The organism is Nitrosomonas sp., assembly GCA_016703745.1.
GTDB lineage: Bacteria > Pseudomonadota > Gammaproteobacteria > Burkholderiales > Nitrosomonadaceae > Nitrosomonas.
On the sequence record JADJBK010000006.1, the window covers coordinates 1898011 to 1920386 of the forward strand.

At 49.8% G+C, this 22376-nt stretch carries 20 protein-coding genes, 1 tRNA gene and 2 pseudogenes; 19 read left to right on the forward strand and 4 right to left on the reverse strand.

The genetic code is table 11. From position 1 onward, the window contains the following. Nucleotides 1–26 precede the first annotated feature (26 nt). The 11 genes from phnC to IPG31_10145 are packed head-to-tail and all read left to right on the forward strand — an operon-like array spanning nucleotide 27 to nucleotide 8164. Nucleotides 27–809 carry a phosphonate ABC transporter ATP-binding protein gene (phnC, locus tag IPG31_10095; protein MBK6618681.1) on the forward strand — a complete coding sequence of 261 codons (783 nt, stop codon included), beginning with the start codon at nucleotides 27–29 and terminating at the stop codon, nucleotides 807–809. Continuing rightward, the gene (phnE, locus tag IPG31_10100; GenBank protein MBK6618682.1) at nucleotides 778–1593 is read left to right on the forward strand and encodes a phosphonate ABC transporter, permease protein PhnE; all 816 of its coding nucleotides are present in this window, start codon (nucleotides 778–780) and stop codon (nucleotides 1591–1593) included. Before phnC ends, phnE (IPG31_10100) begins: the two co-directional genes overlap by 32 nt. Then, nucleotides 1583–2362 carry a phosphonate ABC transporter, permease protein PhnE gene (gene phnE / locus IPG31_10105; protein ID MBK6618683.1) on the forward strand — a complete coding sequence of 260 codons (780 nt, stop codon included), beginning with the start codon at nucleotides 1583–1585 and terminating at the stop codon, nucleotides 2360–2362. The genes phnE (IPG31_10100) and phnE (IPG31_10105) overlap by 11 nt, the downstream gene beginning before the upstream one ends. Next, on the forward strand, nucleotides 2362–2826 hold the full coding sequence (phnG, locus tag IPG31_10110) for a phosphonate C-P lyase system protein PhnG (GenBank protein ID MBK6618684.1): 465 nt from the start codon (nucleotides 2362–2364) through the stop codon (nucleotides 2824–2826). The genes phnE (IPG31_10105) and phnG overlap by 1 nt, the downstream gene beginning before the upstream one ends. After that, nucleotides 2810–3364, forward strand: coding sequence for a phosphonate C-P lyase system protein PhnH (gene phnH / locus IPG31_10115; protein MBK6618685.1), 555 nt, complete (start codon nucleotides 2810–2812; stop codon nucleotides 3362–3364). The genes phnG and phnH overlap by 17 nt, the downstream gene beginning before the upstream one ends. After that, nucleotides 3364–4473, forward strand: a complete 1110-nt coding sequence (locus IPG31_10120) for a carbon-phosphorus lyase complex subunit PhnI (protein MBK6618686.1) — start codon at nucleotides 3364–3366, stop codon at nucleotides 4471–4473. The genes phnH and IPG31_10120 overlap by 1 nt, the downstream gene beginning before the upstream one ends. Further along, entirely contained in the window at nucleotides 4463–5320 is an 858-nt protein-coding gene (locus tag IPG31_10125; protein MBK6618687.1) for an alpha-D-ribose 1-methylphosphonate 5-phosphate C-P-lyase PhnJ, read from the forward strand. Before IPG31_10120 ends, IPG31_10125 begins: the two co-directional genes overlap by 11 nt. Beyond that, entirely contained in the window at nucleotides 5313–6143 is an 831-nt protein-coding gene (locus IPG31_10130; GenBank protein ID MBK6618688.1) for an ATP-binding cassette domain-containing protein, read from the forward strand. Before IPG31_10125 ends, IPG31_10130 begins: the two co-directional genes overlap by 8 nt. An 11-nt stretch (nucleotides 6144–6154) precedes the next feature. Next, nucleotides 6155–6859, forward strand: coding sequence for a phosphonate C-P lyase system protein PhnL (gene phnL / locus IPG31_10135; protein ID MBK6618689.1), 705 nt, complete (start codon nucleotides 6155–6157; stop codon nucleotides 6857–6859). A gap of 20 nt (nucleotides 6860–6879) precedes the next feature. Continuing rightward, nucleotides 6880–7134, forward strand: a complete 255-nt coding sequence (locus IPG31_10140) for a hypothetical protein (GenBank protein ID MBK6618690.1) — start codon at nucleotides 6880–6882, stop codon at nucleotides 7132–7134. Nucleotides 7135–7183: 49 nt separating this feature from the next. After that, entirely contained in the window at nucleotides 7184–8164 is a 981-nt protein-coding gene (locus IPG31_10145) for an IS5 family transposase (GenBank protein ID MBK6618691.1), read from the forward strand. 128 nt (nucleotides 8165–8292) lie between these two features. Here the strand turns inward: IPG31_10145 and IPG31_10150 are convergent. From IPG31_10150 to bioA, 4 genes and pseudogenes are all read right to left on the reverse strand, one after another. Then, nucleotides 8293–9663, reverse strand: a pseudogene (locus IPG31_10150) (DEAD/DEAH box helicase family protein). 162 nt (nucleotides 9664–9825) lie between these two features. Further along, nucleotides 9826–10253, reverse strand: a pseudogene (tnpA, locus tag IPG31_10155) (IS200/IS605 family transposase). 242 nt (nucleotides 10254–10495) lie between these two features. Further along, nucleotides 10496–11914, reverse strand: coding sequence for an MBL fold metallo-hydrolase (locus tag IPG31_10160; GenBank protein ID MBK6618692.1), 1419 nt, complete (start codon nucleotides 11912–11914; stop codon nucleotides 10496–10498). Between the two features lie 36 nt (nucleotides 11915–11950). Further along, nucleotides 11951–13270, reverse strand: coding sequence for an adenosylmethionine--8-amino-7-oxononanoate transaminase (bioA, locus tag IPG31_10165; protein MBK6618693.1), 1320 nt, complete (start codon nucleotides 13268–13270; stop codon nucleotides 11951–11953). A 157-nt stretch (nucleotides 13271–13427) separates the two neighbouring features. Between bioA and groES the strand changes: the two genes are divergently transcribed. The 8 genes from groES (at nucleotide 13428) to lon (ending at nucleotide 22365) form a co-directional block, all read left to right on the forward strand. Continuing rightward, a complete protein-coding gene (gene groES, locus IPG31_10170) occupies nucleotides 13428–13718 on the forward strand; it encodes a co-chaperone GroES (protein ID MBK6618694.1) in 291 nt (96 codons plus the stop codon). Nucleotides 13719–13763: 45 nt separating this feature from the next. Next, complete coding sequence (gene groL / locus IPG31_10175) at nucleotides 13764–15413, forward strand: chaperonin GroEL (GenBank protein MBK6618695.1); 1650 nt, start codon at nucleotides 13764–13766, stop codon at nucleotides 15411–15413. 77 nt (nucleotides 15414–15490) lie between these two features. Further along, a complete protein-coding gene (locus tag IPG31_10180; GenBank protein MBK6618696.1) occupies nucleotides 15491–16312 on the forward strand; it encodes an SDR family NAD(P)-dependent oxidoreductase in 822 nt (273 codons plus the stop codon). 73 nt (nucleotides 16313–16385) lie between these two features. After that, nucleotides 16386–16470: transfer RNA gene (locus IPG31_10185), tRNA-Leu, on the forward strand. Between the two features lie 73 nt (nucleotides 16471–16543). After that, a complete protein-coding gene (locus IPG31_10190; GenBank protein ID MBK6618697.1) occupies nucleotides 16544–17848 on the forward strand; it encodes a trigger factor in 1305 nt (434 codons plus the stop codon). Between the two features lie 52 nt (nucleotides 17849–17900). Then, complete coding sequence (clpP, locus tag IPG31_10195; protein MBK6618698.1) at nucleotides 17901–18497, forward strand: ATP-dependent Clp endopeptidase proteolytic subunit ClpP; 597 nt, start codon at nucleotides 17901–17903, stop codon at nucleotides 18495–18497. Nucleotides 18498–18540: 43 nt separating this feature from the next. Continuing rightward, complete coding sequence (clpX, locus tag IPG31_10200) at nucleotides 18541–19830, forward strand: ATP-dependent Clp protease ATP-binding subunit ClpX (GenBank protein ID MBK6618699.1); 1290 nt, start codon at nucleotides 18541–18543, stop codon at nucleotides 19828–19830. Nucleotides 19831–19941: 111 nt separating this feature from the next. Further along, nucleotides 19942–22365: an endopeptidase La gene (gene lon / locus IPG31_10205; protein MBK6618700.1), complete on the forward strand. Its 2424-nt coding sequence runs from the start codon at nucleotides 19942–19944 to the stop codon at nucleotides 22363–22365. Nucleotides 22366–22376: the final 11 nt, after the last annotated feature.

Here is a 22376-nt window from a genome sequence, read left to right on the forward strand (position 1 = left end):
CTTGTCATTTATCCTGAGGATACCGTATGGCCTGCATCACTTTGAGAAACGTCACCAAAACTTATCCAGATGGTTTTTGTGCCCTGAAAAATATCAATCTGGATATCGCAGCTGGAGAATTCATCGCCATACTGGGTCCCAGCGGCGCAGGTAAATCGACGTTGCTGAGAACCATTAATGCGCTCGATCCCGCATCCAGTGGCGAAATCAGCATCGATGGTGAAGTGTTGACTCCGCGTAACCGTCGCCGAGTCCGTGCGCGCATCGGCATGGTGTTTCAGCAATTCAATCTGGTCGATCGCCTGAACGTCATGACTAACGTGCTGATCGGGCGGCTGGCCGAGCGAGGCTGGCTAAGCAGTTTGTTCTATTTGTTCCCCCAATCTGATTTTCAGATCGCCGAAGCGGCACTCAGGGAAGTCGATTTACTGGACAAGGCCTGGAGTCGTGCCGACAAGCTGTCGGGCGGACAGCAGCAACGCGTGGGCATTGCCCGTGCCCTGGCGCAGCAGCCCAAGCTGATTCTGGCCGATGAACCTGTCGCGAGCCTTGATCCGAAAGCCAGCGAGGATGTGCTGGCGTTATTGCGCAAAATTTGTACCGAGAAGGGCATTACCGTCGTCGTCAACCTGCATCAGGTGGAATATGCCAGACAATATGCCGATCGTATCATCGCCTTGAATGCCGGATCCGTAATGTTTGATGGCAGCCCCGAGCATTTGGGTCCGTCCAAACTAGCCGTTATTTACGGCATTACCACCCCTCTGGAGAGCCGTCATGCAGATAAACTGGCGCTGGCCCACGCCTGATGGCAAGCCACCGGTCGTAACGGTGCTGGCTTTAGCATTGCCGCTGGTATTGATGTTTTTCACGGCATCGGTGGTTGGCATGTCGCCGGACAAACTGCTCAGCGCCATGCCTCGCCTGCTGGATTTTACTCAACATCTCTGGGTGATGCCTGATTGGGACTATTTGCCGCAACTGGGTAAAAAAATGCTGGAGACGGTTGAAATGACGCTACTGGCAACCGCATTGGCGATAGTGCTGTCACTGCCACTGGGTATTCTGGCAGCCAGGAACGCCAGTCCGCATCCCTGGCTGTACCGTTTCAGCCGAGATCTGCTGAGTTCCATTCGCGCGTTACCGGAACTGGTATGGGCGCTGGTGTTCGTGTCAGCGCTGGGCCTGGGGCCGCTGCCCGGCATTATGGCGCTTGCGCTGGTGACGGTAGGCTTTATGGGCAAGTTCATTGCCGAGGCCATTGAAGTCGTCAGCGCCGAGGCCATTGAAGGTCTGGAGGCAACCGGTTGCAATAAATTTCAGAGCATTCTCTACGCCATGTTGCCGCAAGCCGTGCCGGATTTTATCGGCTCGTTATTGTATATCCTCGATCACAACCTGCGCGCTGCCTCTATTCTTGGCCTGGTAGGCGCTGGCGGCATCGGTTATGACATGGTGATGAGCATGCGTTTATTCAATTACGAACGTATTGGCATGATCGCAATTTCCATTTATCTGCTGGTGACGCTGCTGGATCGCTTATCCGACGTATTCCGGCGAAAAGCTCTGGGAGACCTGCTCAATGTTCACTAAGTCATTACCTCAAAAACCCAAAAACTGGTTGCCGCTGTGGTTCAGTCTGATGTTGGCGCTATTGTGGCTCATCGTGGTCGATATCGGCATTGAATTCAAGGATCTGCTTTATGGCGTCGAAGATATGGCTGAATATCTGAGCCGCTACGGCGCGCCCGATTTTCGCAACATATCTAGTTATCTAGTTTTAATTCTGGAAACCCTGCTGACGGCATTTTGGGGAACGGTATTAGCCTTCATTATCGCCATCACATTGGCGCCTTATGCAGCCCGCCCGTTAACGCCCAATGCCCTGACCTACCGGATTGCCCGCGAGGTGCTGAATTTCATGCGTGCCATGCCCGATCTATTGCTGGCGCTGATTTTTGTCAGTTCATTCGGCTTGGGGCCCATGCCAGGGATATTCGCATTGGCAATTCACACCGCCGGTTTTCTCGGTAAATTTTTTGCGGAGAACATGGAGCGGGTACCTGCGGGAAAATATGAAGCCCTGTCAGCGGTCGGTGCCGGTTTTACCCAAAAAATCATGTTCGCCGCCTGGCCTTCCATGTTGCGAGAGGCTGTGGGTAACATACTGTATATATTTGATCGCAATGTGCGCATGGCCACGGTACTCGGCCTGGTAGGAGCAGGCGGGATTGGTCTGGAATTGCACGATGCGCTGCGCCTGTTTAATTACGACGAGGCTTCAGCGCTGATCATTTTGATTTTGATCGTCATTATCGTGATTGACAACATGTCATCCTGGTTAAGAAAGGCACTGAACTAATGAATATACCCAGATGCGACTGGCCCAAAGCCTTGGCTTGCCAGCCCAAACAAACGCTCAAGGCATGGCTCGATGAATGGGGCGCGCCATGGATGATTCAGCCGGTACAGCTCACGCAAACCGGCCTGGCGATGCTGCAATTACGCGACAGCGCGTTTAACGACCCGTATTTCCTTGGTGAAATACCGCTTGCCAGCGCCTGGGTGGAACTCGTGACCAGCGATGGCGAGCGCTTTCAAGGAGCGGCTCAACTGCTGGACGACGACAGCGAAAAAATAGAACTGCTGGCGGTGTGCGATGCTGTTCTGGCGCATCAATTGCCCGGCTGGCAGGCTTTGCATCAATTACTGGAGATGGGCTTGCAGCAATTATCCGAACAGCAGGCAGTGCGCAATGCCATGCTGGCCAAAACCCGCGTGGATTTTGCGCTGCTCAACGCGGCTGAGGATGACGACGATGATTGACAAAATCTGGCAGGCCGATTTTCAACAACAGACCTTTCGGCAACTGCTGAACGCATTTTCTCGCCCCGGTAGTATCGTGGCGCTTCCGAATGCTGGCGGGCGCGATGCGCTGGGCGTGCTGGCCACGCTGATCGATGGCGAAACCAGTCTGGCCGACCCGCACGGCCTGCTGACTGACAACGACTTGCTGCGCCTGCAACTCAGGCCCAGCAAGCTGGAACAGGCAATGTACATTATCTGCCAGGGTGCCCGGCCCGTGGATTTTGAACCTCGCCTGGGCACCCTGGCCAGCCCGGAATACGGCGCGACTCTGATAGTGCTGGTGGATAGCGTCTGCGCGGGCAACCCGCGTTATCGGTTAAGCGGTCCCGGCATCGAGACCTTTGCAACCCTGTCTTTGCAAGGACTGGATTCGGGTTGGATTCAACAGCGTTCACAGTGGAACAGTGCTTTCCCCATGGGGGTTGACATGCTGCTGATCGCGGATGACGGCCTTGTTGCTGTACCCAGAACCACACGTATTACGGAGGAAAACTGATGGGTTATGTCGCCATTAAAGGCGGTGGCAAAGCCATCGAAGGCGCTGCCGATGCCATGGAGTACCTGAGAGTCAGACAAGCGGAAGGCGCTGTGCCTCTCGATATCGCCACCATTGAAAATCAACTGTATTTTTTGCACGGACGCATTCTGTCGGAAGGCGGCCTGTATCACCCCAAACTCGCCGCGCTGGCCATCAAACAGAGTCTGGGAGATACGCTGGAAGCCAGTTTCGCGCTACGCGCTTATCGTTCCACCAAGCCTCGGCTGCTGGAAACAGCCGCGCACGATACCACTGACATGCGCCTGATTCGGCGGATTTCAGCGTCGTTCAAGGATATTCCCGGCGGACAGATGTTAGGGCCGACTACCGATTACGCGCTACGCCTGCTGCGCATGGAATTGCTGAACGAAAGCCCTGAACAGTTTCAAGCCATCGCCAAAACCCTGTTTGCCGGGTTGCCAGAACAGACGGTGCCGGATTCCTTCCCGAAAGTGCTGGATAGCTTACGCGCCGAAGGGCTGTTGCCCAAGATCAACCAGGCTGCGCGCGAACAACCATTTGACATTACCCGCGAACCCTTGATTTTTCCGGTGCCCCGCTCAGCGGCCCTGGCGACCATGGCGCGCGGCGAAACCGGCTCATTATTGGCGATTGCTTATTCCAACATGCGCGGTTACGGCGACGTGCATCCGACCGTGGCGGAACTGCGGGTCGGTTATCTGCCGGTCATGCTGCCGCATCCGATCACCGGTGAATTGGTCGAAGCAGGCGAGGTGCTGATGACCGAATGTGAAGTGGTCGCGATGTATCAGGATAATGAAAACAAGAACGCCTTGCCGACCTTTACGCTGGGTTACGGCGCTTGCTTCGGCCATAACGAGGTCAAAGCGATTTCTATGGCGATTCTGGACCGTGCCTTGCAAAAAGGCATGCAGGATGGGCCGGAAAATCCATCGGAAGACCCGGAATTTGTATTGCTGCATGTGGACGGCATTGATTCGATGGGCTTTGCTTCGCACTACAAAATGCCACATTACGTCACCTTCCAGTCGGATATGGATCGCCTGCGCACCACGCGACAAAAACAGGAGGCCAATGATGAGTGACATTAATTTCGCCTTTCTGGACGAATACGCCAAGCGTGAAATACGCCGCAGCATCATTAAAGCGATCTGCATTCCTGGCTATCAGGTACCGTATTCATCCCGTGAAATGCCGATGGGGCGGGGGTTCGGTACTGGCGGTCTGCAATTGACGCTGGCCCTGATCGGCATTGATGACACGCTGAAAGTCATCGACCAGGGTTCCGACGATTCGGTCAATGCCGTCAATTTGCGCAAATTTATCGAAATGACTTGCCCCGGCATCGATACCACTACGCGCTTGCAGGAAGCCACGCTAATTCAATCGCGTCACCGGATACCGGAACAGCCTTTGCGTGCCGACCAGATTCTGGTGCTGCAAGTGCCTTACCCGGATGCCTTGGTGATCGTCGAGCCCAGCGAAGACAAACGCAAAATCATGCACGGTGAGGCCGATTATTCACGGCTGTTGGTAAAGCTGTACGAGGACATCGTCAAGTTTGACGAAATTACCATTTCCCATCGTTATCCGACCCGGATCAACGGTCATTACATCATCGACCCGTCGCCGATTCCGCGTTACGACGTGCCCAGACTGAACAACTCCGATGCCTTGATTCTGTTTGGCGCGGGACGTGAGAAAAAAATCTACGCGGTACCGCCGCATTGCCCGGCCGAGCCGCTGGCGTTCGATGACGTACCGTTTCGCATTGAAGATTTTACCGATAGTAATGGCGAACGCAGAGCGTGCAGGCTGTGCGGTTCAAAGACAAGCTTTCTGGATGAGTTTATCGATGAACACGGTGTACGGATTTATCAATGTTCCGACAGCGATTATTGCGAACAGCAGCAGGAGTTGGCGCATGAATAAGATTCTGGAAGTCAAGGGGTTGTCGCAAGTTTACGGTTCGGGCTGTACTTTATGTTTCACCAGCACCGGTCCCGAGTTTGAGACCAATATCTGCCCGCATTGCGGCAGCATCGTCGCCTTGCACGATTTAAGTTTCGACCTTTATAAAGGTGAAATTCTGGGCATCATGGGCGAGTCCGGCAGCGGCAAATCGACAGCGGTCAAATGCCTGTATTTTGATCAAATGCCCTACAGCGGCAGCGCCATCTTTTATGATGAATCGGAACAGCAATCCTTATTCAAACTCAATCCGGCACAGCGTCGCAGCCTGCGCAACCATCGTTTCGGCATGGTTTATCAAAATCCCAATCTGGGGCTGAATTTTGATATTTCCGCAGGCGGTAATATTGCCGAGCGCCTATTGATGAGCCAGGTGATGAATTACCGTGAGATTCGCGAGCGCGCCCGCGAATTGCTGGCGCGCACCGAAGTGTTGACTGAGCGCATGGATGAATTGCCGAAAAACTTTTCCGGCGGCATGCAGCAGCGAGTGCAAATCGCCAAGGCGCTGGCGACTCAGCCGCCGCTGCTGTTTCTGGACGAGGTGACGACGGGGCTGGATTTGTCGGTACAGGCGAAAATTCTGGATTTGATTCTGGAAATCCAGGCCGAGCTGGATACCGCCATGATCGTAGTGACGCATGATTTGGGCGTGATTCGGCTGCTGGCCGGGCGCACGCTGGTGATGAAATACGGACGCGTGATCGAGAGCGGGTTGACTGACCAGATTCTCGAAGACCCACAACATGCCTACACGCAACAACTGGTCGCTTCGGCACTGTGAGGACATCGATCATGATCCGAAAACCGCTATTACGTGTTGAAAATTTGTCCAAGACTTTTTTTCTGCACGAGCAAAACAAAGTCATCCCGTCATCGTCGCAGGTTAATTTGTCTGTTTATTCCGGCAGGCTGACGGCGTTGATTGGCCCTACCGGCGCCGGTAAATCATCGGTGCTGAAAAGTATCTTCCGAACCTATCTGCCCAGCAGTGGCCGCCTGCTCTATGAAACCACGGCGGGCGCCACCCTGGATCTGGCCTTGGCGTCCGAACATCACATACTTGAACTCAGGCGACAGGAAATCGGTTTCGTGACCCAGTTTTTACACACCTTACCCCGGCAAAAAACCCTGGATGTGGTGGCAATGCCTTTGTATCAGCAAGGGATTGACCGAATGGAAGGTCGCGCACGCGCCGCCGAACTGCTGACCGAACTCAACATCCCCGAGCGGCTGTGGGAAGTACCACCCGCAACCTTTTCCGGTGGTGAGAAACAACGAGTCAATCTGGCGCGTGGGCTGATCGCCTCACCCCGGCTGTTACTGCTGGATGAGCCAACCGCCAGTCTGGATGCCAGCACCACGGATCGTGTCGTGGCGCTGATTCAACGCAAGAAAGCGCACGGCACCGGCATGCTGGCGATTTTTCACCATACTGATCTGGTCCAGCGTTTAGCGGATGACGTGGTGGAACTTGCTGTGCCAGCAGCTAATACTTAAGTCAACTTTTGGAGCCAACCATGAATTTTTTGATTAACAACGCGCGTCTGGTATTGACTGATCGCATTGTGGAACACGCCAGTTTATTGATTGAGGATGGTTTGATTGCCAGCATTGAGCCAATCGATCCGATTCTGGCGCAAGACGCGCATGTCATGGATCTGGGTAATCGTTATCTGCTGCCGGGCATGATTGATTTGCATGCCGATGCCCTGGAAAAAGACATCGAACCTCGCCCTAAGGAACCTCTGATTAATTCCCCGCAAGTAATATAATTCTGCATCAAACTTTTTCGAGAAGCTATTCATGAAACCTTACCAACAGATGAGTTTTGCTGATGCCGAATACGCCAATAAGGGCAAAGTCACGCGCCGCGAGAAGTTTCTCGATCAACTTGATGGATTATTGCCTTGGCAGGCTATGATTGATGTTATTGAACCACACTATGCGCCAGGCAATGGGCGTGGCCGCAAACCATTTGCCTTGGAATTGATGCTGCGCGCGCATGTTGCGCAAATTATCTACAACTATTCCGATCCGGGCATGGAAGATGCGCTGTATGAGATTGAATCACTGCGCCGTTTTTGCGGCATTCGTCTGGAAGCCGTGCCGGATGAAAGCACCATTTTGCAATTTCGGCATTTACTGGAAAAACACGGGTTAATGGATCAGATCTTCCAGGTCATCAACCAAACGCTGGGTGAGCGTGGGTTGTTCTTGAAAGCCGGCACCATCGTCGATGCCAGCCTGATTGCCGCGCCGACTTCAACCAAAAATAAGAGCCGGTCGCGTGATCCAGAAATGCATTCCAGCAAAAAGGGCAATCAATGGTTTTTCGGCAGCAAGTTTCATATCGGCGTCGATCATGAAACCGGGTTGGTGCATACGCTCAAAGTAACCTCGGGGCATGTCAGCGACGTTGCCGAAGCCGCCGCCCTGCTGCATGGCGAGGAACAGTTTGTTCATGGCGATGCCGGATATCAGGGGCTGGATAAACGCCCGGAGATGCCGGCGGAAAGCCCTCCAGCCTGCGTGATCGCGATGCGTCCGGGCAAACTGGCCAGGCTCACGAAAGACGATTCCGGGGCGGCTCAACTACTGCGCGGTGCCGCCCGTGAGCTGGCGAAACGCCGCGCCAAAGTCGAACACGTGTTTCGGGATATCAAAATCCGCTTTGGGTATGCTAAAAATCGCTATCGCGGCCTGGCCAAAAATGCGGCCCGTTTGACCTTCCTGACAGCCATTGCCAACGTCATCCGTGGTGATGCTTATGAACGTCGATGTCTTGTTGCGTCTGAAATTTGAAAACAAGCCAGTAAATGAGCTTGTTTCCAGAGAGGAACGGCTGTTTTCATAAAAATCAGCGTCACTATTTGAAGTAGTGGTCAGTTTTTGAGTGACTGCCGTTCAGAATGTTTGTTTTTCAGAGGTTCCTTAGCCAATTCGCCTTTGTATTGCGGGTAGAGTTTGTCAAAAATTTCTTCGATACGGCGGGCATGCGCCTTGGTCGAACAAAAGAAAATAGTCTTGCCAGGCAGCACACCATTGGAATCTTTGATGCATTCCTCCATGAATTCCCTGACAATCAGAGTGTTTGTGCCCTTATTGATGACCTGTTTTTCCAACTGCGAGCCTTCGAAGTTGATTTCTTCAACTTCTTTGCCTTCCAGCAGTAGTTTTTTCTGATCTTCCAGCGAGATAGTGCGCTTGCTGATGCCTTCCATCTGGAATTTGGTCTGAATTTTCATGACCTGAAAACTGCTGAGGAAGGGCGGCGTGTTGTTTACGGCTTCTTCGAAGGTGTAGGCAAAGGTCGGCAGGCCGTCCTCGCAGTGAAAAATCTTGAAGGTGTTGTGATCAATGATGTCGGTAGGCGTGGCTGTGAGTCCCAAGGTGGTCGTTTTGAAGTAATTGAGGATCTCGCCGTAGGTGTTATAAATGGAGCGATGGCTCTCATCGACGACGATGAAATCGAAGAAGTGCGGAGACAGGTGCTGTGCCTCATCCCGGATGATGTTGAGCATGGTGGGATAGGTGGCAACATAAATGCGGCGGTCTTTGGCAACCAATTTTTCGCCCACATGGGGCCAGCGCGGTTCGTTGGGTAAATGTTCCTTGAATGCTCCGATTGCCTGCTCGCGCAGTGCAATGCGGTCGACCAGAAACAATACCTTCTCGGCGTGGCCAGCACGCATCAGTGCATCGACCAGGGCAATGCAGGTGCGAGTCTTACCGGTGCCGGTGGCCATCACCAGCAGGAAATCACGTTTTTTTTGCTCAATGCCTTCGAGCACCGATCGAATCGCGCGGATTTGATAATCCCGACCCGCGATGGCGGTGTTGATCAATTCCTGAGTCAGTGGTTTGCGATTGCGGCGAATGTAGGCAAAGCGCTCCAGATCGTTGCGCGTGGGAAAGCCGACGACCTTGCGCGGTGGCGCGTTTTCCAGATCCCAGAAATAGAGTTCGTGCCCATTGGTATAAAAGCAGAACGGCAATTCACCGCCCAGTTGCTTCTGGATGTTGTAGCAATATTGCTTGGCCTGTTCACGGCCAATGGCAGCATCTTTACTGGATTTTTTGGCTTCCACCACAGCCAGGGGTCTGCCATCTTTTCCCAGTAAAACGTAATCGCTGAACTGGTGACCCTCATAAGACGTACGCGGTTCCGCCACGCCTTCCGGCAAGGCGGTGAGGATGTCGAACTCCTCGACAACCTGAGTGGGATCTTTGATGTTCCAGCCGGACTGCGCAAGTTGCTGGTTGATCAACTCTGACCGGGTTTGTGCCTCGGATTGGGTCATGCGTTACCGCCTCCCAGTCGACTGCATAGCGCGAGTCGCACTCCGAGGGTTCGATTGGAGGCGTGACTGAGGTTCATTATTAACCAGGACTAAACAACCACCAGCTAAAGCTGGTGGGTTAGTGACAATGACTAAAGTCAGGATACGGGTCTTAAGACCCGTTTAGCTTTCGGTACTGAAATTATCATCACCTTTAGGTTCAAAATGATGCTCCAAATAGTTTTGGATCATCTCTTCTGTCAGCTCTCCTGATGTTACACAAAAGTACCCTCGCGCCCAAAAATGGCGCCCCCAGTAGCGTTTTTTAAGTCCGGAAAACTTTCAAACAACTTCGTAGAAGTTCTGCCTTTGATGCGCCTCATTATTTCGCTGGGCGCCATGTTTGGTGGCGCAGATACCAATACATGTATATGATCCTGACTGACAACACCTTTCAGAATTTCTATTTCAAATGCCTCGCACGTCTGCCTTATCAGTTCCCTGACCTTCAGTCCTATGTCACCTCTCAGTACCTTATAGCGATATTTTGTTACAAATACAAAATGGTACTGTATCTTGAAAACTGTGTGACTTCCATAACGATAGTCCATGATACTCCCCTACTTTTTTTAGCATCATGGTACGTCCAATATTTTAAAAGATAAATCTTACCGCCTTAAAGGCGGTGGTTTTAACCTTACTTCGGACTAATAAATAAGTAGTCTCTTCAAATATGAGTTCTGTTGCCATGTATGGGCGTTCAAAGAATATTTTCTTGAAAATCAATTGGATGTGGGTCCGTATTTTTGTTGATTTCGGGGTTGGTATAAACCCCAGATTTTCAGGGACGCTTTCAGGTATCTGTCAATTCCAGTAATTCAGTCATGCCGCGCTGCGGGATCGTTGTTTTCCATTGGAGCTGGTGATAGATGGCATCGGCTAATGCCTCTGAATTGCTGGATTCTCCATGAACGATATAGGTTTTGGTCGGGGCGTTATGGAAGCCTTTTAGCCAGTTGATCAGGTCTGCCTGATCAGCGTGGGCTGATAGTCCTCCAATGGTATGGATAGAGGCGTTTACGGGTATTTCTTCACCAAATATGCGTACTTGCTTTGCGCCATCCACTAATCTTCGACCCAACGTACCTGCCGCCTGGAAACCGGTAATCAGGATGCTGCATTCTGACCGTGGAAGGTTGTATTTCAGGTGGTATTTAATTCGGCCGGCATCACACATACCGCTGGCGGAAAGTATGATGGCACCCTGCTGTACCTGATTGAGTTGTATCGATTCTTCCACTGATTGCACAAAGTGGATTTTCAGGTTTTCGTTTTGCTGGCGGAACCAGTTAAGAGCTTCAATGGTTTCCTGGTCGAGTAGCGTCTGGTGTTTCAAGGTGATCTCGGTTGCGGCTAATGCCATCGGAGAATCGACATAGAGATTCATTTTTCCTAGTCGCCCCTGTCGTTGAAGATCAGCCAGCAGAAACAGCAAATCCTGGGTGCGTCCAACTGTGAAAGCGGGCACAATGATGTTGCCGCGATTTTGTGTAATCGCATCGTTGACGACTTTTACCAGTTCGTCTCGGGTCGCTTCCATGCTGCGGTGCAGGCGATTTCCGTAGGTAGATTCGATTAGCAGATAATCCGCTTGTTCGATTTGTGCCGGATCGCGCACAATAGGATGTCCCGGTTGCCCTAAATCACCCGAAAAAACGATTTTGCAATGCCGCAAGCCGGATGTTATCCAGACCTCGATAATGGCGGAACCTAAAATATGGCCTGCTTCACGAAACTGACAACGCACGGATGGGTGTGGCTGGAGAGTTTCGTCATAATGGAGGCCACGCACTTGTTGCAGCAGGGCTTCAGCCTGCGCCACCGTATAAAGTGGGGCATTCTCATGGGTCAGCTGGTGTTTTTTGCGCAGCAGGCTTTTATTTTGCCATTCGGCTTCTTTTTCCTGAATGTAGGCGCTATCTTTCAGCATAACGGCCAGTAGATCGGCTGTTGCTGCCGTTGTGTAAACTGCTCCCCGGAAACCAAGCGCACTTAAGCGCGGCAGCAGGCCGGAGTGATCGATATGGGCATGAGTCAGCAACACAAAATCAATTTTTTCTGGATCGAAATTAATGGCTGTCCGGTTTTTATGATCTGCTTCACGCCCCCCCTGGAACATTCCACAATCCACCAGAAAGCGGATTTCTTTTGTTTCTATTAAATAGCATGACCCCGTTACTTCGCCCGCCCCGCCTAGAAATGTGATGTGCATGGAACCGTCCTTCCAATTATGATTAAGCTTGCCAGGCTATGACTCGGTCAGTTGATCGAGAATCTGTAGTATTCCATTTGCGATGAGTTGCATGTCGTTTTCTTCAAGAATATAAGGCGGGATGATATAAACCGCGCGCCCGATCGGGCGGATCAGCAGTTGTTGTTCCAATCCCAGTTGCGCAAAACGATTGGCAAAGTTTGCCACAGGATCTCGAGCGTCAAAAGCCCAGATCATGCCGCAATTCCGGAAATTCTCCACCTTGGGGTGGGTTTTTAGCGACTGCAGGTGTTGATTAAACAGATGTGCTTTTACCGCATTGCTCGCAAGAACATTATCCTGCTCAAAAATATCGAGTGTTGCCAGCGCGGCGCGGCAGGCAAGCGCATTGCCGGAATGGGAGTGAGAATGCAGAAATGCTTTGCTGGTAAGGTCATCGTAAAATGCTGCGTAGATGTTATCTGTTGTCATCACGACCGAGAGGGGCAAATAACCGCCACTCAACCCTTTCGCCAGGCAGAGAAAATCTGGTGTGATCGCTGCCTGTTCGCAGGCAAACATCGTTCCGGTGCGACCAAAGCCAACGGCGATTTCGTCGGCAATCAGATGAACCTGGTATCTGTCACATAGCTGGCGGGCGCGTTCCAAATAGACAGGGTGATACATGCCCATGCCAATCGCACCTTGTATAAGCGGTTCCAGAATCAATGCGGCTATTTCGGCGTGGTGCTGTTCAAGATGCTGTTCTAATGCCGCCGCTGCGCGCAGAGCGCAATCATACGGAGTTTCGTTATTTGTGGCCTGGCGCCAGTCAGGTGTGGGTACCGTTATGCTGGGAAGCAGTAGCGGCGCATAGGTTTGTTTGAACAATGGTACATCTGTTACTGATAAAGCACCAAGAGTTTCGCCGTGATAGCCATTTTGCAGGCTGATGTAATTCTTTTTGGTGGGAGAGCCGCATTGCTGCCAGTACTGAAAGCTCATTTTCAGCGCAATTTCAGTCGCGCTGGCCCCATCACTGGCATAAAAACAGTGACCCAGGTCCCCTGGCGCCAATTTGGCTAGTCGTTCAGATAACAGCACAACCGGCTCGTGTGTGCAGCCTGCCAGCAAGACATGCTCAATTTTTTGCAGCTGATCGATAATTGCTGCGTTGATGCGGGGGTTGCAATGGCCAAAAAGGTTCACCCACCAAGAGCTGATGGTGTCCAGATAACGATCACCATTCTGGTCATACAGCCATGCGCCGATTCCCTTTGTAACCTCAAGTGGAAGAAATTTTTCATGATCTTTCATTTGTGTACAGGGGTGCCACACCGCCTGATTACTGCGTAGAGATAATTTTTTATCACTCATGGGGTTGAAATTCCTTGTCATAACCACTATTATTAGCACTCGTTGGAGTTGAGTGCTAATAACGAAATCTATCCAACCGGCTGATGCTCAGCCGAGAACGTAGTGCTCGATTTAATATCTTTCTATCAAATTGTTAACAAACTCAGGAGAAATGTTCATGAATATACGCCCTTTGCATGACCGTGTAATTGTCAAACGGCTCGAAGAAGAACGCAAGACCGCTTCAGGGATTGTGATTCCCGATACGGCAGCTGAAAAACCGGATCAAGGTGAAATCATCGCTGTGGGCAAAGGTAAAGCGAATGACAAAGGTGAAATTCGACCGCTTGAAGTCAAAGTGGGCGACAGGGTGTTGTTCGGCAAATATGCTGGTCAGGCAGTAAAAATTAAAGGTGAAGAGCTGCTGGTGATGCGTGAAGAGGACATCATGGGTGTAATCGAAGGCTAACAGGCAATCAGGTTTGAATAATTTACTGAAATCAGGAGAATAAATATGGCTGCAAAAGAAGTGAAATTCGGTGATAGCGCGCGTCATGCCATGGTTCATGGCGTCAATGTTCTGGCGGATGCGGTTAAAGTGACTTTAGGTCCTAAAGGGCGGAATGTTGTACTGGAACGTTCTTATGGCGCACCTACCATTACCAAGGACGGTGTATCGGTTGCCAAGGAAATCGAATTGAAAGACAAATTCGAAAATATGGGCGCACAAATGGTTAAGGAAGTGGCCAGCAAAACTTCAGATACCGCTGGTGATGGTACAACAACGGCTACTGTCCTGGCGCAGGCGATTGTCAAGGAAGGAATGCGCTATGTTGCTGCTGGCATCAACCCGATGGATCTGAAACGGGGGATTGATAAGGCGGTAACCGCAGCCGTTGCCGCACTAAAAACACAATCTAAACCCTGCACAACCAACAAAGAAATTGCCCAGGTCGGCAGTATTTCAGCCAACTCGGATACCGAAATTGGTGAAGCCATTGCCGCCGCCATGGACAAGGTTGGCAAGGAAGGCGTTATCACGGTTGAAGATGGTTCAGGTCTGCAAAATGAACTCGATGTCGTTGAGGGAATGCAATTTGACCGTGGCTATCTCTCGCCCTATTTTGTCAGCAGCGCGGACAAGCAGACTGCTTTGCTGGATGATCCTTTCGTATTGTTGCACGATAAAAAAGTATCGAATATCCGTGACTTGTTGCCCATTCTGGAACAAGTCGCCAAAGCTGGCAAACCTTTGCTGATTATAGCTGAGGATGTGGATGGCGAAGCACTGGCAACTTTGGTGGTGAATAATATTCGCGGCATACTTAAGACCTGTGCGGTTAAAGCGCCTGGATTTGGCGATCGTCGTAAAGCCATGCTGGAAGATATCGCCATCCTGACAGGTGGTACGGTTATTGCTGAAGAGGTAGGTTTATCACTTGAAAAAGTGAAGCTTGAAGATTTGGGTCGTGCCAAACGTATCGAAATCGGCAAGGAAAACACAACCATTATCGACGGCGCAGGTGACAGCAAGTCAATTGAGGCGCGCGTTGGACAGATTCGCGCACAGATTGAAGAAGCAAGTAGTGATTATGACCGGGAAAAACTTCAGGAACGCGTTGCCAAACTGGCTGGTGGCGTTGCGGTTATCAAGGTGGGCGCAGCAACCGAAATGGAAATGAAAGAGAAAAAAGCGCGTGTCGAAGACGCGCTGCACGCAACCCGCGCAGCAGTTGAAGAAGGCATTGTCGCTGGTGGTGGTGTTGCCTTGATTCGTGTAATCGACGCGGTCAGCAAGGTAAAAGGTGACAATCATGACCAGGATGCCGGTATCAAAATTGTGATACGCGCGGTAGAGGAACCCTTGCGTCAGATCGTAGCCAATTGCGGAGAAGAAGCATCCGTGGTTGTCAACAAGGTAAAGGATAATGTCGGCAATTTTGGCTACAATGCGGCAACGGGCGAATATGGTGACATGGTTGCCATGGGCGTGCTGGATCCGACCAAAGTAACCCGGTCGGCATTGCAAAATGCAGCCTCTGTGGCCGGATTGCTGTTGACTACCGACGCAATGGTTGCAGAGCTGCCCAAAGATGAAGCAGCCGGTGGTGGTATGGGTGGTGGCATGGGTGGTATGGGCGGCATGGGCGGTATGGATATGTAGTTTGTTCCTCGGAACAAAATCTAAACCATCCTCGGCCAGCGGCTACAATTGCCGGTCGAGGATGGTTTTCTAATTTTATGACCACGAATACTCTTCAGTTGGAAAATGTGAATAATTACCAGTGCCATCCGGATTTGCTCGAAAACCGAGTGATTCTGGTAACCGGCGCAGGCCAGGGGTTGGGTCGTGCGGCGGCCGTTGCCTATGCAAAACATGGGGCAACGGTCATTCTGCATGGACGAAAAGTTGAAAAGCTGGAAAGTGCCTTTGATGAAATTGAGGCGATCGGCAGAGCATCCGCAATTATTTTAACTTTTGATCTGGCAGAAATAACCGATGAGAGCGCAGTCGCAGTGGCTGATGCAGTTGCGTCACAATTCGGTCGCCTTGATGGAATACTGCATAATGCTGCCTGGACATATGGTGCGATACCTTTGGCACAGCATAAATTTGAACAATGGCAAGCCTTGATGCAGATTAATTTACTGGCGCCTGCGGCGTTGACCCGTGCCTGCCTGCCATTGCTTTTGGATGCTCCTGATGCCAGTGTGATCATGACCGGTGAAACCCACGGACACTTGCCCAAAGCCTATTGGGGCGGGTTTGCAGTAGCGAAAGCGGGGGTGGAGGCTTTAGTTAAAATTCAGTCAGGAGAGTGGGAGCTTTATCCTAATCTGCGCATTAATGCGTTGATTCCGGGTCCTGTAAATTCGCCGCAACGCATTAAAACGCATCCGGGAAGTGATAATCGCAAACTGCCTCATCCAGTGGATCTGATGCAGGCGTATCTTTTTCTGATGGGTGCAGATAGCGCCAAAACAAGCGGTAAAACGTTTATTTGTCAGGAAATGACAACGATTGATGCGCAGGAAAGCAGCTACGAGAAGAAGAAGGTATAATCGGGAAGCAGTAACGAGGCGATGCCGCAACTTATATTGGTCCCGATTTATCGATTGCTTGAGAAGAAGGCGCGCGAAAGTGGCGGAATTGGTAGACGCACCAGATTTAGGTTCTGGCGCCGTAAGGTGTGGGGGTTCGAGTCCCCCCTTTCGCACCAAAAATGTTGCAGTGTGCCTAACACAGTTTTCATGCTGATTAAATTTACATCTAAAACCTGTCAGGAATCTTAAATGTCAACACAAGTGGAATCCACTAATCCGCTGGAACGTAGTTTTGAGTTCTCTGTTCCTCGCCAAAAAATTGAAGCCGAGGTGGAAAATCGGCTCAAACGTCTTGCCCCCAAGATTAAACTACAGGGTTTTCGCCCGGGAAAAGTTCCACTTAAGGTGATAACGCAGCAACATGGAATGCAGCTGCATCAGGAAGTGCTCAGTGAGTTTTTGCAGAAAGAATTTACCGCCCTTATCTCAAAAGAACAGTTCCGAGTGGCGGGTCAACCGCATTTTACTGCCAAAAATCAGGAAAATGATGGGGATGATTACACATTTGATGTCACTTTTGAAATTTATCCGGATTTTGAGCTGATTGATTTCAGTGGCATTGCGGTCAAGAAACCAGTTTTGACAATTGATGATGCTGCAATTCATAAAACATTGGAAGTTCTACGTAAACAACAGGTAACCTTTGAGACAGTTGATCGAGCAGCGCAAATGGGTGATCGCGTTAATATAGATTACAACGGCCAGCTGGAGGGTAAGGATTTTGCGGGAGGACAGGCGAGCGACTATAGTTTTATCCTGGGAGAAGGACATTTATTAAAGGATTTTGAGAATGCGGTAATCGGGTTGCGTGCAGGTGAAGAAAAAAGCTTTGACTTGGTTTTTCCAGAAAATTACCCCGGCAAAGAAGTGGCGGGGAAAAAAGTAACTTTTATGGTCAAGCTAAACCAAGTCAGCGCCCCCGTATTGCCGGAAATAGATAGTGAATTCGCCAAGTTGCTGGGAGTTGCGGATGGCGATCTCAATAAAATGAGAGAAGAAATCAAGGCAAATCTTCATCGAGAAGTGTTACAACGAACCCGTGCCAGACTCAAAGACCAGATCATGCAGGCGTTGCTGGACAAGATTGCCCTGACAGCGCCGCAAGCCTTAATTCAGCGGGAAGTGGATAGCTTGATTGAGGAATTCCATAAAGGGCAGTCTGCAAGGGGGGGGCGTGGCCAGCAGACCGACTTTCCCAGGGAGATGTTTGTGGAAAAAGCAGAGCGGCGTGTCAAACTGGGGCTGATTATTGCCAAGCTAATAGATACGCACAAATTAAGTGTTAAGCCGGAGCAGGTAAAGCAATATATCGAGACGCTTGCCCAAAGCTATGAAAATCCAGAACAGGTCATAGCGTGGCATTATGCTTCACCTGACAGAGTCAAAAATTTTGAACCGATAGTCCTGGAAGACAACGTTGTTTCGTGGATTTTGGAAACAGCTCAGGTAATTGAGGAAACGGCTACATTTGAAGAGCTTATGGAGCGTACATGAAAATTAAGTTTTGGCTTACTGGGAGAAAGTGTTGAATACCACTGGTTTGGGCCTGATCCCAATGGTGATTGAAACCAGCGGGAGGGGTGAGCGTGCTTACGATATTTACTCTCGATTACTGAGAGAGAGAATTATTTTTCTGGTTGGACCTGTTACGGAAGAATCCGCTAATCTGGTTGTGGCGCAACTTTTGTTTCTTGAGTCGGAAAGTGCCGAGAAAGATATTTTCTTGTATATTAATTCTCCTGGTGGATTGGTAACGGCGGGTCTTGCGGTCTATGACACGATGCAGTTTATTAAGCCAGATGTCAGTACGCTGTGCATTGGTCAGGCAGCAAGCATGGGCGCTTTGTTACTTACTGCTGGTGCAAAAGGCAAGCGCTTTTGTCTCTCCAATTCACGTGTCATGATTCATCAGCCAATGGGTGGATTTCAGGGGCAGGCATCTGATATTGAGATTCATGCCAAAGAAATTTTGTCTTTGAAAGCCAAGTTAAACCAAATTATGTCCCATCATACGGGTCAAACGGTTAAAGCCGTTGAAAAGGATACGGATCGCGATAATTTTCTCAGTGCAGAAGCGGCGTTGAAATATGGGTTGATAGATGCCATTCTGACAAATAGGGAAGCACTGACAAGTCAGGCATGACGTGATTACGGGGATGGTATATTTGACGAGAGCGGGGTAAAAAATGTCCGGAAAAACGGGTGATGAAAAAATACTATATTGTTCTTTTTGCGGAAAAAGTCAGCGCGAAGTCAGAAAGCTGATCGCCGGCCCTTCTGTCTTTATTTGTGATGAGTGTATTGATCTTTGCAATGACATTATTCGTGAAGAGATGCAGGCTAGCGAGACCGCCAATAAACTTGCCAAACCGAGCTTACCTACTCCGCGTGAAATTTATCAAACACTAGATCAGTATGTGATTGGCCAGGAAGCAGCAAAAAAAACACTTTCAGTCGCTGTTTATAATCACTACAAACGCTTGCGCACGCTCTCCAAATCACACGACAGTGATGAAATTGAGCTTGCTAAAAGCAATATTCTGTTAATTGGTCCAACGGGATCGGGAAAAACCTTGCTGGCACAGACACTGGCTCGATTACTGGATGTGCCATTCGTTATAGCGGATGCAACTACGCTGACCGAGGCGGGCTATGTTGGTGAAGATGTTGAGAATATCATTCAAAAGCTGTTGCAAAAGTGTAATCACGATGTTGAAAAAGCCCAGCGTGGGATCGTCTATATTGATGAAATCGATAAGATTTCACGAAAATCAGATAATCCCTCCATCACACGTGATGTTTCCGGAGAAGGCGTTCAGCAGGCGTTACTTAAGTTAATTGAGGGTACAACTGCCTTGGTGCCTCCACAAGGAGGACGTAAACATCCCAATCAGGAATTTGTTCAAATTGACACTACTAATATTCTGTTTATTTGTGGCGGAGCATTTGATGGAATTGAAAAGATTATACAAAGGCGTTCGGACAAGGGTGGAATTGGTTTTAGGGCAAATATAAGCCAGCAGGATGATCGAAAGGTACTTAGTACCGTTTTAAAGGGCATTGAGCCGGAAGATCTAATCAAGTTTGGATTAATTCCTGAATTTGTTGGGCGGCTGCCAGTAATCGCCACCCTGAGTGAGTTGGACGAACCAGCGTTAATTCAGATTCTGGTTGAACCCAAGAATGCATTGGTTAAGCAGTATTGCAAGTTATTTGATATGGAAGGCGGAGTGGTGCTGGAGTTTCGTGAGCAGGCCTTGACGGCAATCGCCAAGAAAGCATTGGCACGTAAAGCTGGTGCGCGAGGTTTGCGTTCTATCTTGGAGGAGGTTTTGCTGGACATTATGTACGATTTGCCTTCCATAAAGAACGTGGCAAAGGTCGTAATAGACAGTAACTCAGTAAATGATGATATACAACCCATCATAATTTATGCCGAGAACGCAAAAGTAGCGAGAAGCTCGAAGCAGGCGTAGATTCAAAAGCGGTAATATTGGTTGGGAATAGTCTTGTTTTTTGATAATCGGGTGCCATAACTTTGCTTGGGTTGCATTGCATCTAGTCCTATTTCCTTTAAGGGTGAGAAAATGACGGAAAATATTATTGATTTGGAGTTAAACGATCCTGATTTGCCGCTATTGCCATTACGCGACGTAGTTGTTTTTCCGCATATGGTCATTCCGTTGTTCGTGGGGCGGCCAAAGTCCATCAAAGCACTCGAAGCAGCTACCGAGACCGGTAAAAATATTTTATTGGTTGCACAAAAATCTGCTGCAACGGATGATCCTGCAGCTAACGAGGTATATCAGGTTTGTACGGTCTCAAGTATCCTGCAAATGCTTAAACTGCCTGATGGCACAGTGAAAGTTTTGGTGGAGGGGTCCTATCGCGCAAGGATCAAGGAATTTAGTGATGACGGTAATTTTTCTTCCGGTAAAGTAGAAAAAGTTCCAATGGATGACGCTGATGATCCAAAAACAGAAGCGTTGCGGCGTGCACTTTTTTCGCAGTTTGATCAGTACGTAAAGCTGAATAAAAAGATTCCTTCGGAAATTCTTTCTTCCTTGTCCGGAATAGATGAGGGAGGGCGCCTGGCTGACACCGTGGCAGCTTATTTGCCACTAAGACTGGAGCAGAAACAGGAGATCCTGGAAATTTTTGATACGCGGTTGCGTTTGGAGCGCCTGCTTGGTTTGCTGGAAGCAGAGTTGGACATTCTGCAGGTGGAGAAACGGATTCGTGGCAGGGTGAAGCGGCAAATGGAAAAAAGTCAGCGTGACTATTATCTGAATGAGCAAGTCAAGGCTATTCAGAAAGAGCTGGGTGAGGGTGAGGACGGCGCAGATCTCGAAGAGATGGAAAGAAAAATAAAGGGAGCTTCCTTGACCAAGGAGGCGTTGGCAAAGGCCGAATCTGAATTGAAAAAACTTCGCCTCATGTCTCCGATGTCCGCAGAAGCAACAGTTGTCAGAAATTACATCGACACGCTGGTTTCACTGCCGTGGAAACAGAAATCCAAGATTTCTAAAGATTTAAAAATAGCAGAGGCAATATTAGACGAAGATCACTACGGTCTGGAAAAAGTCAAGGAGCGTATTGTCGAGTATCTGGCAGTGCAGCAGCGGGTTGCAAAATCAAAAGCCCCGATTCTGTGCCTGGTTGGGCCGCCTGGGGTGGGGAAAACTTCATTAGGACGTTCCATCGCACGAGCAACCAATCGTAAGTTTGTACGCATGTCATTGGGTGGGGTGCGCGATGAGGCTGAGATTCGAGGACATCGCCGTACCTATATTGGTTCTATGCCTGGTAAGATTTTGCAAAGTATGACAAAAGTCGCCGTCAAGAATCCACTATTTCTACTTGATGAAGTTGACAAAATGGGAATGGATTTTCGTGGTGATCCTGCTTCAGCCCTGCTGGAAGTGCTGGATCCAGAGCAAAACAATACATTTGTCGATCATTATATCGAAGTAGAATATGATTTATCCGATGTGATGTTTGTTGCAACGGCCAATACATTGAATATTCCTTCTGCACTGCTCGATCGTATGGAAGTCATTCGCCTGTCAGGATATACCGAAGACGAGAAACTTAATATCGCTAAGCGTTACCTATTATCCAAGCAGATGAAAGGTCACGGATTGGCTGAAGCTGATTTTGTGATTTCCGAGTCGGCTTTGCAGGATATCGTCCGCTATTACACGCGAGAGGCCGGGGTGCGTTCCATGGAAAGAGAAATTTCCAAAATTTGCCGTAAGGTGGTTAAAGCGCTGCTGAGTAAAGAAAGAAAGGGAAAAATTACGGTTAATTCCCGTAACCTTGATAAATATCTTGGTGTGCGACGTTATACCTATGGCATGGCTGAAGAGAAGAACCAGGTTGGCCAGGTGACGGGGTTGGCCTGGACGGAAGTGGGTGGCGAATTGCTTACTATTGAAGCAGTTGTTTTGCCGGGGAAAGGAAAAACCATCACAACGGGCAAATTGGGTGAAGTGATGCAGGAGTCGGTGCAAGCGGCCTTGTCAGTTGTGCGCAGTCGTTGCGCCTTATTGGGGATAGCAGAAGATTTTTATTTGAAGAATGACATTCATATACACTTGCCGGAAGGTGCGACACCAAAAGATGGTCCCAGTGCGGGTATCGGTATTTGTCTGGCAATGGTTTCAGCGTTAACTGGCATACCGGTTCGCGGATCAGTTGCTATGACTGGCGAAATTACGCTGAGGGGAGAAGTATTGCCAATAGGCGGGCTTAAGGAAAAATTGCTTGCTGCTCATCGTGGAGGAATCAGCACGGTATTGATTCCCGTAGAAAATGTTAAGGATCTGAATGAGATTCCAGCTAACATAAAAAGCAAGCTTGATATTAAGCCCGTGAAGTGGATAGATCAGGTGCTGGAACTCGCTCTTGAGCGTAAGCCGGAAGTGTTGCCACCCGAGGTGACCAGTCCGGTTTTGCCTGTAGCCGCCCCGGTAAAGAGAACCGGGCGATCATCCACCATTAAGCATTGATCGGCGAATAG

Coding starts and splice junctions, on each gene's coding strand:
- phnC (MBK6618681.1), top strand. CDS start 27: ATGGCCTGCATCACTTTGAGAAACGTCACCAAAACTTATCCAGATGGT.
- phnE (MBK6618682.1), top strand. CDS start 778: ATGCAGATAAACTGGCGCTGGCCCACGCCTGATGGCAAGCCACCGGTC.
- phnE (MBK6618683.1), top strand. CDS start 1,583: ATGTTCACTAAGTCATTACCTCAAAAACCCAAAAACTGGTTGCCGCTG.
- phnG (MBK6618684.1), top strand. CDS start 2,362: ATGAATATACCCAGATGCGACTGGCCCAAAGCCTTGGCTTGCCAGCCC.
- phnH (MBK6618685.1), top strand. CDS start 2,810: ATGACGACGATGATTGACAAAATCTGGCAGGCCGATTTTCAACAACAG.
- IPG31_10120 (MBK6618686.1), top strand. CDS start 3,364: ATGGGTTATGTCGCCATTAAAGGCGGTGGCAAAGCCATCGAAGGCGCT.
- IPG31_10125 (MBK6618687.1), top strand. CDS start 4,463: ATGATGAGTGACATTAATTTCGCCTTTCTGGACGAATACGCCAAGCGT.
- IPG31_10130 (MBK6618688.1), top strand. CDS start 5,313: ATGAATAAGATTCTGGAAGTCAAGGGGTTGTCGCAAGTTTACGGTTCG.
- phnL (MBK6618689.1), top strand. CDS start 6,155: ATGATCCGAAAACCGCTATTACGTGTTGAAAATTTGTCCAAGACTTTT.
- IPG31_10140 (MBK6618690.1), top strand. CDS start 6,880: ATGAATTTTTTGATTAACAACGCGCGTCTGGTATTGACTGATCGCATT.
- IPG31_10145 (MBK6618691.1), top strand. CDS start 7,184: ATGAGTTTTGCTGATGCCGAATACGCCAATAAGGGCAAAGTCACGCGC.
- IPG31_10160 (MBK6618692.1), bottom strand. CDS start 11,914: ATGCACATCACATTTCTAGGCGGGGCGGGCGAAGTAACGGGGTCATGC.
- bioA (MBK6618693.1), bottom strand. CDS start 13,270: ATGAGTGATAAAAAATTATCTCTACGCAGTAATCAGGCGGTGTGGCAC.
- groES (MBK6618694.1), top strand. CDS start 13,428: ATGAATATACGCCCTTTGCATGACCGTGTAATTGTCAAACGGCTCGAA.
- groL (MBK6618695.1), top strand. CDS start 13,764: ATGGCTGCAAAAGAAGTGAAATTCGGTGATAGCGCGCGTCATGCCATG.
- IPG31_10180 (MBK6618696.1), top strand. CDS start 15,491: ATGACCACGAATACTCTTCAGTTGGAAAATGTGAATAATTACCAGTGC.
- IPG31_10190 (MBK6618697.1), top strand. CDS start 16,544: ATGTCAACACAAGTGGAATCCACTAATCCGCTGGAACGTAGTTTTGAG.
- clpX (MBK6618699.1), top strand. CDS start 18,541: ATGTCCGGAAAAACGGGTGATGAAAAAATACTATATTGTTCTTTTTGC.
- lon (MBK6618700.1), top strand. CDS start 19,942: ATGACGGAAAATATTATTGATTTGGAGTTAAACGATCCTGATTTGCCG.